The sequence below is a fragment of the Myxococcus stipitatus DSM 14675 genome (assembly GCF_000331735.1).
Classification (GTDB): domain Bacteria; phylum Myxococcota; class Myxococcia; order Myxococcales; family Myxococcaceae; genus Myxococcus; species Myxococcus stipitatus.
Genome location: NC_020126.1, coordinates 9,947,976 through 9,959,076 on the forward strand (window position 1 = coordinate 9,947,976; position 11,101 = coordinate 9,959,076).

An 11,101-nucleotide genomic window follows, 5' to 3' on the forward strand; every position below is an offset into this window, starting at 1 on the left:
TGCCGCACCGTGAGCTTCTTGGGTTCCATCACCACCCTGAGGCCGGATTCAGTGAGTCAGCACCATCGATGCACAGAAGCCGTTATCTCTAACGCCCACCCATTGAGTCCGCCACAAAACCTCGAGCCCTCTTCTCCGCGCACGCCTCGCGAGAAGGCTCATCGCTTGCGTGGGGACCTCTTCCGCGTCGGTGGGTCGTACCACTCCTGCTCTCCGAGCCACGCCTCGTAATCGACGTAGATGGTTCTCAGGCCATCAGGAGACTGCTGCACCTCGAAGAAGGCCCTGAGCGAATCGCAGAGGAAATCAACTCGCTCCTTCTCGCGCTCCTCACGCGCCTCCACGGTCGATGCGGCTCGTTGCGCCCTGAGCATGTCCAGCAGCATCGGCCAATCGAGATTGTTACCGTCCCGCACCCTGGTGATGAGCCACTCGCGAAACCCCGTGAGTGCGCCTCCCCCGGTCGCCGCATCAAATCCGAGGACGTAGGCGACCAAGGTCTCGTATCCCTCCGTGGGCATGAACGCGCACTGATGGTGTCGTAGCGGTTCAACGAGCTCCGACAGAGGCGTCAGCTTCATCTCGAAAGTGCTCCCTGGAGCCCTGGCACAGGCCCCTCCCGCTGGGAGGCACGATAGCCCCAAGGACCCATCACACGACGTGATGCTACGCATCACGCCCAGGTGCGATTTACACACCGACTCCGGCCCTTACGTTGGGTCCATGAGCACGACGACACAGACCCTCTCTTCCCCCACCGTTCACACCGCGCTGCCTCGCGCCCGGACGCTCGAGAGCGTCCATGGCGGCGGGCCCCTCCACTGGGTCGGCGATGGCTTCCGCGTGAAGACCGTCGTCCCCAGCGGCGGCATCTCCCAGGAGCGTGTCAGCCCCTTCCTGCTTCTCGACCACCATCCGCCCTATGACTACGCCCCCCTGGCCCAGGGCCAGCGAGGCGTGGGCTGGCACCCTCACCGGGGCTTCGAGACCGTGACCCTCGCCTTCCAGGGCCACGTCGCCCACCGCGACAACGCGGGCCACTCGGGCGTCATCGGGCCGGGCGACGTGCAGTGGATGACGGCCGCATCCGGCATCCTCCACGAGGAGTACCACGAGCAAGCCTTCTCCCGACGCGGAGGCCCCTTCGAGATGCTCCAGCTCTGGGTCAACCTGCCTCGCACCCACAAGAAGGACGCGCCGGGCTACCAGCCCATCACCGCGGCCCAGATTCCCACCGTCGCCATCGACGGCGGCACCGTGCGAGTCATCGCGGGCCCGTTCGGCGACACCCGAGGCCCCGCCAGGACCTTCACCCCCATCACCCTGCTCGACGTCCGTCTGCGGGCAGGCTCGGACCTCCATGTCGCGCTGCCGAAGCACCACAACACCCTCGTCCTCGTCGCCTCCGGCCGCATCTCGTCCGGCGGTGAGCGGGCCTCCCAGGGAGACGTCGCCCTCTTCGCCAATGACGGCGACTTCCTGACCCTGCGCGCGGACGAGGACACCCACCTGCTCGTCCTCTCCGGCGAGCCCATCCGCGAGCCCATCGTCCACTACGGCCCGTTCGTCATGAACAGCCAACGCGAAGTCATCGAAGCCATCCATGACTTCGAGGCCGGACGCTTCGGCTCCGTCCCCGAGGACGCCCCCGGCGCCACCTCGTAATGCCTCCCAGACGCCCGCCCGAGCCTCGTGCCCGGCGCGGGCGCTCGGGCTTCAGCGCCCCCGTGCCCGTCGCGAAGCGCCCACCGCCTTGGACTCCTTCGCACGCGCCGTCATCCGTCCCACGCTGCCATCCCGCAGCACGTCGAGAATCATCTGCCGGAGGAACCGTGCCCCCGGGTCCAGGTGCGTGCGCGAATGCCACACCAGCGACATGGTCATGGGCGGAGGACTCGGCACCAGCTTCAACTTCCGCAGCGGCAGCATCGCGCACAGCGCCTCCGCCATCCGATTCGGCATCCCCGCGACGTAGTCCGTCCGCGTCGCCGCCATCCCCGCGGCCATGAAGTGGGACACCGACAGCGCCGAGTTGAGCACCAGGCCATGCGCCTTGCCGAACTGCTCGAAGAGGCGATGACCAATCCCCGGCCGCCCCTGCGTCAACACCAGGTCGATGAGGCGGGAGGCATTGAACTCCTCCACCGTCATCAGCGGCCCCAACAATCTCGGATGGTCCCTGCGCACGACGAAGGACACCTCCTCCTCGTAGAGGTCCTCCGCGAAGTACCCCTGCTGCGACGCCACCTGCCAGGGCGCCAGCACCACGTCCACCTCCCCTGTCTCCAAGCCGCTCGCCCCGATGAGGTAGTCGAGGCTCACCACCCGGAGCCGCGCCCGCGGCAAGCGCCGGGCGAACGCCTCCACCACCCTCGGCACGTCATACAGGTCCTGGTTGTCCGCGTTGGCCATCGTGAAGCGGCGCGTGCTCTCCATCGGATTGAAGCGCTGCCCGTCCACCACGACCTGCAACTGCGCCACCGCGTTCGTCAGGAACGGCCGCAGCTCCTCGCACCGAGGCGTCGGCGTCAGCCCTCGCCCGCTGCGCACCAGCAGCGGGTCCCCCAACAGCTCCCGCAGCCGCGCCAGCGCGTTGCTCACCGCGGACTGCGTGACGTGGAGCTGACGGGCCGCCTCGGTCGCGCTGCCTGTCTCCAGCACGGCATGCAGGACGAGGAACAGGTTCAGGTCGATGGCGGACAGGTTCATCGACTGTCCTGCATAGCGCACCACCGCCCCGCGAGCACGACTCAGGAGCGGCGACCGCCCGAGAGCATCGCCGCCACCTGCGGGTCCAGGCGGAACGACTCGAAGAACCCCTCCGCGTCCTGGGGCGGCTTGCCCTCCGGATGCAGCAGGAGCTGCTGATAGAGCCGCGGCCCCACCAGGTAGAAGCGGCCCTTCAGCCGCCGCGCGCCGGAAATCCCCTCCACCTCCCAGCCCGGAAACCCCTCCAGCGTCAGCGGTCGCGAGGAGAGCCCCGTCGCGCCCAGTGACTCCAGCGCCCCCATGCTCGCGCGGGAGACGACATCCCCCGGCTTCGCCTGCGCCATGACCGCCGGAGGGAAGTCCGTGTACGAGATGTAATAGGCCGTGTCCGACTCCGGACGAACGGCGACGAAGGTGTGCAGTGTCACCTCGCCCACATCCGTGACCTGCGCGCGGCTCTCCTTGCTCACCGGCTCCGGCAGCGCGACGGAGAAGCCCCCTTCCGTGGACTGCATGACAGCCGCGGGCGAGGCGGACGCGGACTGCGCGGCGCGCGGCTCGGGCGCCGTCTGACGGGAGGCACAAGCCCCCAGTCCTCCCAGGGACAACAGGAGGGCGAGCGACGCGACTCGACGCGAGGTCTTCATGTTCCGTACAGCTCCTGGCATGTGGCGAGGAAGGTACTGCCTGCCCCCTCCGGGCGCACGCAGACTCCTCGACCCAGGCACGGCACGCAACGCTTCCGTCGACCCCCAGCGCTAATGCAGCGAGTCCGGAAGCACGGAAGCCTCCTCCCGCACCTCCACCGTCGCCGCCAGCGCCAGCCGCACGCTGAAGGTGGAGCCCACGCCCGGCGAGCTCTCCACCTCGATGTCCCCGCCGTGCGCCTCCACGATGCGGCGAGCCACCGTCAACCCCAGCCCCACGCCCGGCGCGCGCTTGCTGCTCGCCGTGCCCAGCCGCTGGAAGGGCGCATAGAGCAGGCGCTTCTCGTCCTCGCTGAGGCCGATGCCCTGGTCCCTCACCGACAACCAGACGCGGGACTCCTCGCGGCGCACGATGACGTCCACGCGGCTGCCGGACGGCGAGTACTTCAGCGCGTTGCTGACCAGGTTCGTCAGCACCTGCTCCAGCCGGTCCGGGTCCACGCGCACGGGCACGGGCACATCCGGGACGTCGAGCTGGAGCGTGTGCCCGCTGTCGCTGGAGCGGTACAGCTCCACCACGTCCCGCGCCAGCACGCGCGCGTCACACACCTCCGGACGCAGCTCCAGCTTGCCGGCCTCGATGCGGGTGGCGTCGAGCAGGTCCCCCACCATCCGGTCCAGCCGCTCCACCTGCCGCCCCACCAGCGCGAGCGTGCGCTCCATGCGCTCCGGTGTGAGCTGCGCGCGGCTCCGCTCGGAGAGCGCCGTGGACAGCTTCAGCGCGGACAGCGGATTGCGCAGCTCATGCGCCACGCCCGCGAGGAACGCGAGCTGCTGCTCCTGCTGATGTGTCAGCCCATTGGCCATCTCGTTGAACGTGCGCGCCATGTCGCGCAGCTCCGTGGGCCCGGCCACGGGGGCCCGCGTGCGCTTCCTGCCCGCGCCGAACCGACGCATGGCCTGGCTGATGTCCTTCAGCGGCTGCAGGGCGATGCTCCGCAGCAGCAGCGTGCTCACCGCCAGCGACACCAGCAACAGCCCGCAGAGCACGAGCCCCACGACGTTGCCCATGCGGTTGAGGTCCGAGGACGCCTCGCGCGCCTCACGTGCCTCGTCCACGTTGAACTGGACCAGCCGCTCCAGCGAATCCAGCGCGGAGTCGAGCGAGGGGATGGACCGCGACATCCGCTGCGACAGGGGCAGCCGGGCGGCCGCGCGCTGCGCCGACAGGTAGCGATTGAAGGCCTGGTCCACCTCGCGGATGAGCGACCGCTCCGCCTCGCTGGTGGCGTTCTGGCGCAGCCCGTTCAGCAGCTGAGGGAACGAGGACTCGACACCCTGGAGCGTCCGCCCGCGCACGAACTGCGAGGAGGACGTGTCCACGCTCCCACCGACGCCGCTCAAGCGGAAGTGGATGAGCAGGTCGATCTCCAGCTCCTCCGCCAGATGCAGCCCCTCCACCGAGTTGCCCAGCGTGTTCGCCGAACGGTTCTGCGCGTTCGTCAAGACGATGAGCGCGGTGGCGGCGATGAACGTCAACAGGGCCAGGCCACCCAAGGTGGCGGCAAGCCAGGCGCGCAGGCTCATGTCACCTCCGAGCAGAGGACCGGGGCGCTCACGACGAGGGCCTCCCTGACGCCCGCGAGCGGGGCGGGCGTCACCTCCCCCTGACTGGAGCAACAAGGCCAGGACGTGGGGGATTCACTTCAGTGGACAGCGGCCGGGCGAGGCGGAAAGTTCTCCGCACGGCATCAGCGCCGGAGGCAGGCAATCGTGCTAGGGAGGTCCGACGTGGCGGGCGAGCATGTGCCCCCCTGGCCGCGCGCGAGAGGTCACCATGGACATACTCCCCCAGCCGGTACGCACCTTGAAGTTCGATGCTTTCTGGCGCTGGCTCCAGGAACACACCCAATGCATCCTCCGCTGCGGCTCCGTCGACGCGATGCTCTACGACCACGACGACTTCCACTGGCTGATGATGGAAGAGGAGCGTCAGCACATCGTCCAGGTGCTCAAGGGCAAGGCGCTCGTCGGTGAGATGGTGATGGCGGGCCGCGAAGTCACCGAGGTCACCGTGGCGCAGGACCCGGACTCAGGCGCGCAGGGCCACTTCCTCGTGGAGCTGATGGGCGGGCCGAAGGAAGACCCGCAGGTGCTCTACCACTTCATCATGGCGCACGGCATCGACCCCGCGCCGCACAAGGACCTCAAGCACTGAGCAGGGCGCGCTCGATGAGCGCCACCGCGTCGCGGGCTCCGGAGGTGTAGCCCGAAGCCGTCTGCTCCGGGCGAGGCCCCACCCGCGCGACGGCCCGCTCCACCAGCTCCGCGTCGGTGCGGGCCAGCTCCTCCGGACGCAGCCGCACCGCCTGCCGGTCGTACCGCCGGGCTCGCGCGAGGGCCACCAGCGGAGTGCCCGTCACCCGGGCCTCCTGCACGGTGTTGTAGCCCCCCGCCCCCACCAGCACATCCACCCCAGGCATCACCGCCAACGCGGGCCACACGCACAACGGCCCAGGCGCCCCGCGCACCGTGTTCCGCGCGGCCTTCCCCTTCACGTCGAACCAAGGCCCCGGAGGCGCAAGCCACCGCACCGGCGCACGCTCGCCCAGCTCGGCCTGGAGCCGCGCGGCGATGTCGCCCGCCTCGCGCACCTCCAGCTCGTTGCCGCTGCCCATGACGGCCACCAATGGCCTCGGGTCCTCCGCGGCGACCCCCAGCCGCTCACGCGCCCGAGCGCGGCTCAGCCACTCCTCCTGCTCCAACAACAGCCACGGCGCGGTGCGCAGCGCACGCGGGTGCCGCGCGAAGGGCGCATCCTCCCCCGGCACGAGCAGCAGGTCGAAGTCCTCCACCGCCTCGGCGATGTTGAACTTCGCGACGTAGGCGGGGTTCAGGTCCCGGTGCACCAGCACCTTGGCCATGCGCAGCCCGGGCAACAGCGGCGCGAGCTCGCCCACGAGCCCCCGAGGGAACGTGTCCACCACGAGGACCTCCGGGCGGACTCCGTCGAGGACACACTCCACCGTCTCGCGCACGGCGGACTTGGACAGCTCCGGGTTGATGCGGTGGACGAAGGCGCCCGGTCCCAGCACCTCCTCCAACGGCACGTCCGGAGCGAAGGCGCTGTTGGTCATCACCGTGACGCGATGCCCGCGCCGCGCCGCCATGCGCGCCAGGCCACAGGCGCGGGTGAAGTGCCCCATGCCTCCGCCCAGCGCGTAGATGAGCCACCGCGTGCCGCGCATCAGCTTCCGCCCAGGTCCTCCTCGAAGGCCGCGTCTTCCTCGCGCCGCAAGCTCTCGCCGTCGGCCTCCGTGAAGTCATGCGGGTCCCTCGAGGTGCCCCGTCCCCACGAGGAGCCCGAGCCGTAGTAGCCGTAGTCCTGGTAGTAGGTGCTCGCGTCCTCGTCGCCCTCGTCCTCCGAGTCGCCGGCCCCCAGGCCGCCGCACGTCGAGCACACCTCCGCGCCATCCAGCGTCGTCATGTGCACGGCGCACACGCGCCGGCCACAGCGCGGGCACAGCGAGCTGGTGGGCAGCCCACACGCGTGGGCGAAGAGGAAGCCCGAGCTGACTTCGCAGCCATCGGCGGAGGAAGGGCTCATGGAGAGGACCCGGAGGAGGGAGGCGTCTGGAGCTGATGCAGCAGCGCGACGCGGAAGGGGAGGTCCATCTTCTCGAAAGCCAGACACGCGGCGGCGTCCGCGTTCACCAGGGACTTGGTGGCGAGCAGCGTCTTGCCGCTGGGGTCCTTGAGGGACACCTTGCCCTCGCGCACCTTCACGCGGGCCACCTCCGCGCCGGAGGCATCCTGGATGCGCGCGCCGTCACCATCCGCGGACACGGTGTAGAGCACCTCGCCCTTCGCACCCGTGAGCATCCAGCCCGCCCCCTGCCGCGCGAGCGTGTAGAGCACCTGCTTCTGCGCCCCGTCGCGCACGATGAAGGCGCCGCCCGAGGAGCCCAGGACGTAGCCGAGCGGGACATCCTCCGGGCTGGAGACCTTGAGGGTGGCGCCCTTCCACTTGAGGCGCGCCAATTCCCGGTCCTCGCCATCCACCAGCTTGGAGCCGTCGTCCTTCGGCTTGAGGGAGAAGCGCTCGCGGTCGTCCGCGTCCTTGAACTTGAGCTTGCCCGGCAGGGGGACCGCGTCGTCCGACGCCACGGCGGACTGCGCCTGCGTCGAGGGAGCCTCGGAGCCAGAGGGGCGCGAGCAGCCCCCCGCGAGCAACATGGACAGCGCCAACACGAAACGCATCATGAGGAGGCCCTCGCGGAGAGCTTCTTGCCTTGCCGGGCGTTGGAGTGATTGAGCACCTGGTAGAGGCTCAACAGCATCATGAGACACGTCCGCGTCGCATCCGGCGCGGGCGCCGAGTCGACCGGAACCGCCACCCAGTCGGACTCCATCCGAGCGCGGAGGCTGAGCCGGTCCTCGGAGACATCCAGCTTCGAGAGCAGCACCTTCGGCGGCAGCCGCACCGACTGGCGCGCCGTGTCCTGGAGCGAGGCCAGGCCCGGATGCCGCTCCGGCTTCACGCGCAGCTGCGCCTGGAGGAACGTGGCGCTCTTCTGCTTCTGCTTGGTCTTGTGCTTGCCCCGGGCATTGACCTTCGTGCGCGTGCGCTTCTGGAGCCACTCCTCCATGGACAGCCGCAGGTGGGTGCCGTCGCGCAGGCGCGCCTGGAGCATCATCCACGGGTCCTCGAACTCATTCGTGGTCCACCGGCCCGCCCGGCCCTTCTCCGTCCACTTGTCGGGGTGGTCCACGGCGCGGAAGTCCAGCTCCAGCGTCACCGGCTCCTCCGGCTCGATGTCGCGGCGCAGGCGGAGCAGCAGCTGGGAGAGCAGGCTGTAGCGGCGGTTCTCCAGGTCCTGCCGGGAGTACTTGTTGGCGCGCAGGTGCAGGCCCACCGCGAGGACGAGCGTGACGCCCCACCCGGCCCACTGCTTCTCCATCCCCTCGGCTTCCTCGTCGCCGGAGCGCGCGAAGCCGATGGCCAGCAGCGCGACGAACAACAGGCCACAGACCCAGCTCGCCACGGTGGCCCGGCGGCGCCACTTGTTGCGCAGCGCCTCTATCTCCGTGTCGAAGCGGGCGAGGAAGCCCAGGTCCCCCATCAACTCGGCCACGGACGCGGTGTTGCGATAGCGCTTCTCCGCGCGAAAGCGGTTGATGTCGAAGGGCATGGTGGAGTGCTCCCCCTCGGAGCCACGGATGAAGCGCTGAGTGTATGAGCCAGCGTGGTGAGGGGCAAACCTCGTTGTTTGCACCGGACGAGAGGCCGCGATAGCACGGTGGCGTGGCCTCCGCGTCCGGCATCATCTACGCCTCGTTCGACCGCTTCCCGTCGCCCAAGGGAGCAGCCGTGCACATCCGGGCCTTCGTCGAAGCCCTGGGCGCGGCCTTCGGAGGGGTGGAGCTGCTGGCGCTGCGCGATGGAGCCACCGCGAGCACGACTCCCTCTCCACTCGTGGAGGGAGTGACGTACCACCCGATGGAGGCCCGGGGCCGCGACCTGGTCGCCCAGGCGCTGTCCTTCCGGACGAACCTGGCGGCCTGGTGGAGGAACAAGCCCAGGGCCTCCGTGGTCCACGTGCGCTCCATCTTCGAGGGCTACCCGGTGGCTCGCCGCAAGGAGGCCCTGACGGACAAGCTGGTGTTCGAGGTGAACGGGCTGCCGTCCATCGAGCTGAAGTATCACCACCCGGATGTCGCGGACGACGCGGAGCTGATGCTCAAGCTGGTGGCGCAAGAGGACACCTGCATCACCCGCGCGGACCTCCTCATCACCCCCAGCGAGGTGACGGCGGAGTACCTGGTGAAGCGCGGCGCGGAGCCCTCGCGCGTGCGAGTGATTCCGAATGGCGTGGAGCTGGAGGTGTTCCGCCACGCCCCTCCGCGCGCGTGGACTCCGGAGCGTCCGGTGCGGCTGCTCTACAGCGGGACGATGACGTCGTGGCAGGGTGTCCACCACGCCATCGAGGCGCTGCGGCTCCTGCGCGCGGAGCTTCCCGCGGTGCTGACGTTGGTGGGCCCGCTGCGCAAGCACCAGCGCAAGGTGCTGCTGGACCGCTGCGGAGACCTGCTGCTGGAGGGCGCGGTGGAGCTGCGCGAGCCGTTGCCGCAGGACGCGCTGGCGGCGCTGCATCACGACTGCGACGCGGTGCTGGTGCCGCTGCCGGCGAACGACCGGAACTGCGTGCAGGGTTGCTGCCCGTTGAAGCTGCTGGAGGCGATGGCCTCGGGCACGCCCGTCATCGCGTCGAACCTGCCCGTGGTGCGCACGCTGGCGTCCCCCGAGGAGGTGTTCCTGGTGCGGCCCGGCTCACCCAAGGCCATCGCGGAGGCGGTGAAGACGCTGCGCGCGAACCCGGACCTGGGCCCCGCCCTGAGCACGAGGGCCCGCGCGCGCGTGGAGCGGGACTTCTCGTGGCGGCGGGCTCGCGAGGCCCTGGTGCGGGCCTACGAGGAGCTGGGGATGACGCGGAAGCCGCTCGCGATGCAACCGCTCAACCTGGAGAAGACGGAACCGCGCGCGTGAGCACGCGGCGCAGCGCCTCCTCTTCGTTGCCCGCCACGAAGCGCTCCAGGATGCGCTCCCGTGCGGCCGCCCCCATCGCGGCGCGCTGAGCATCGGACATCGACAACACATCCAGGCACGCCTGCCCCAGGTGGTTCAGCAGGGCCTTCGGCACGACGAAGCCGTTGTGCTTCGAGTCCACCGCCTCGGGGATGCCCCCCGCGTCGCTGGCGATGACGGGACGGGCACACGCCATCGCCTCCAGCAGCGCGTTCGGCATGCCCTCCCACAGCGACGGCTGGAGATACACATCACACAGCCGCAGGTGCGCGGCGATGTCCTCCGTCGTCGCGAGCGCGCCCGAGACGACGATGCGCGCCCCATCCTCGGGGTGCTCGGCGCGGAAGGCGACCAGGTGCTCCGCGTCGCGAGGACGCACCTCACCGATGACGAGCAGACACGCGGGCCGCACGCGCCGCACCTCGGAGAGCGCGGACAGCAGGAACGGCAGGCCCTTCTTGTGGCGCAGCTCGCCGGAGAACCCCAGCACCACCTCGTCCGGAGCAATGCCCAGCCGCTCGCGCAGCGCCGGGTCCGCGGGGCCCGGTGAGAACACGCGGGCGTCGACGGCGTTGGGGATGACCTCGACGCGCGCATCCCTTCCGAGCAACAGGCTCATCTTGCGCCCCAGGTCCGCGGAGGCCGCGGTGAGCACGTCCGCGCGCTGGAGCGTCCACAACAGCCGCGCGAAGTCGCCGGGCGGGAACATCTGCTGGTCCACGTCATTGCCTCGAGCGCTCACCGTGGACGCAATCCCCACCGAGGCCGCGAACACGACGGCGAGGAACCCCGGCGGCGACAGGTAGTGCCCCCACACCAGCTCGTAGCGCCGCTTGGAGTGCAGGTGTCCCAGCACGTCCAACGTGTGCTGCATGGACAGGTCCGTGCTTCCAAACAACCCCAGCCGGTGCAGCGTCACCCCGCTCGCGTCCTCCGCCGAGCTCAAGGCCCCCGGTGCCGCCGAGCGCGTCCACGCGAGCACATCCACCCGCGCACCCATCCTCGCGAGCGCCCCAGCGGTCCTCGCCCCACTGCGGGCGAGCCCTCCGATATCGGGCGGGAAGCGTTCAGCGAGGAGGAGCACACGGGGGGAGCCAGCCATGGGGCTCAATCTACCCGGCCCACGGCGTCGCGCCCCTCACTCATCTCTCCGTGAATA

Annotated in this window: 12 protein-coding genes; 3 read left to right on the top strand and 9 right to left on the bottom strand. The window is 69.9% G+C overall.

What is annotated here, in order from left to right:
• Nucleotides 1-158 precede the first annotated feature (158 nt).
• Nucleotides 159-581, bottom strand: coding sequence for a hypothetical protein (locus MYSTI_RS38730; RefSeq protein WP_015353329.1), 423 nt, complete (start codon nt 579-581; stop codon nt 159-161).
• 142 nt (nt 582-723) lie between these two features.
• Here MYSTI_RS38730 and MYSTI_RS38735 point away from each other — a divergent pair, with 142 nt between their 5' ends.
• Nucleotides 724-1,665 (top strand): pirin family protein, encoded by a 942-nt coding sequence (locus MYSTI_RS38735; RefSeq protein ID WP_015353330.1) that lies wholly within the window; start codon nt 724-726, stop codon nt 1,663-1,665.
• Between the two features lie 51 nt (nt 1,666-1,716).
• Here MYSTI_RS38735 and MYSTI_RS38740 read toward each other — a convergent pair whose 3' ends face one another.
• The 3 genes from MYSTI_RS38740 to MYSTI_RS38750 form a co-directional block, all read right to left on the bottom strand.
• A complete protein-coding gene (locus MYSTI_RS38740; protein ID WP_015353331.1) occupies nt 1,717-2,709 on the bottom strand; it encodes a LysR family transcriptional regulator in 993 nt (330 codons plus the stop codon).
• A 41-nt stretch (nt 2,710-2,750) separates the two neighbouring features.
• Nucleotides 2,751-3,356 carry a hypothetical protein gene (locus MYSTI_RS38745; protein WP_015353332.1) on the bottom strand — a complete coding sequence of 202 codons (606 nt, stop codon included), beginning with the start codon at nt 3,354-3,356 and terminating at the stop codon, nt 2,751-2,753.
• A 111-nt stretch (nt 3,357-3,467) separates the two neighbouring features.
• Nucleotides 3,468-4,943, bottom strand: a complete 1,476-nt coding sequence (locus tag MYSTI_RS38750) for a HAMP domain-containing sensor histidine kinase (protein ID WP_015353333.1) — start codon at nt 4,941-4,943, stop codon at nt 3,468-3,470.
• Nucleotides 4,944-5,193: 250 nt separating this feature from the next.
• Between MYSTI_RS38750 and MYSTI_RS38755 the strand changes: the two genes are divergently transcribed.
• Nucleotides 5,194-5,574 carry a hypothetical protein gene (locus tag MYSTI_RS38755; RefSeq protein WP_015353334.1) on the top strand — a complete coding sequence of 127 codons (381 nt, stop codon included), beginning with the start codon at nt 5,194-5,196 and terminating at the stop codon, nt 5,572-5,574.
• On the opposite strand, the gene MYSTI_RS38760 is transcribed toward MYSTI_RS38755, so the two are convergent.
• From MYSTI_RS38760 to MYSTI_RS38775, 4 genes are read right to left on the bottom strand one after another with little or no spacing between them, the layout of a single operon-like run.
• The gene (locus MYSTI_RS38760) at nt 5,564-6,604 is read right to left on the bottom strand and encodes a hypothetical protein (RefSeq protein WP_015353335.1); all 1,041 of its coding nucleotides are present in this window, start codon (nt 6,602-6,604) and stop codon (nt 5,564-5,566) included. The two genes, MYSTI_RS38755 and MYSTI_RS38760, sit on opposite strands and share 11 nt — an antisense overlap.
• Nucleotides 6,604-6,963, bottom strand: a complete 360-nt coding sequence (locus tag MYSTI_RS38765) for a hypothetical protein (RefSeq protein ID WP_015353336.1) — start codon at nt 6,961-6,963, stop codon at nt 6,604-6,606. The genes MYSTI_RS38760 and MYSTI_RS38765 overlap by 1 nt, the downstream gene beginning before the upstream one ends.
• The gene (locus tag MYSTI_RS38770) at nt 6,960-7,619 is read right to left on the bottom strand and encodes a hypothetical protein (RefSeq protein ID WP_015353337.1); all 660 of its coding nucleotides are present in this window, start codon (nt 7,617-7,619) and stop codon (nt 6,960-6,962) included. Before MYSTI_RS38770 ends, MYSTI_RS38765 begins: the two co-directional genes overlap by 4 nt.
• Nucleotides 7,616-8,548 carry a hypothetical protein gene (locus tag MYSTI_RS38775; RefSeq protein WP_015353338.1) on the bottom strand — a complete coding sequence of 311 codons (933 nt, stop codon included), beginning with the start codon at nt 8,546-8,548 and terminating at the stop codon, nt 7,616-7,618. The genes MYSTI_RS38770 and MYSTI_RS38775 overlap by 4 nt, the downstream gene beginning before the upstream one ends.
• A gap of 113 nt (nt 8,549-8,661) precedes the next feature.
• Between MYSTI_RS38775 and MYSTI_RS38780 the strand changes: the two genes are divergently transcribed.
• Nucleotides 8,662-9,903, top strand: a complete 1,242-nt coding sequence (locus MYSTI_RS38780; RefSeq protein WP_015353339.1) for a glycosyltransferase family 4 protein — start codon at nt 8,662-8,664, stop codon at nt 9,901-9,903.
• On the opposite strand, the gene MYSTI_RS38785 is transcribed toward MYSTI_RS38780, so the two are convergent.
• Complete coding sequence (locus tag MYSTI_RS38785) at nt 9,872-11,044, bottom strand: glycosyltransferase (RefSeq protein WP_044282599.1); 1,173 nt, start codon at nt 11,042-11,044, stop codon at nt 9,872-9,874. The two genes, MYSTI_RS38780 and MYSTI_RS38785, sit on opposite strands and share 32 nt — an antisense overlap.
• Nucleotides 11,045-11,101 lie beyond the last annotated feature (57 nt).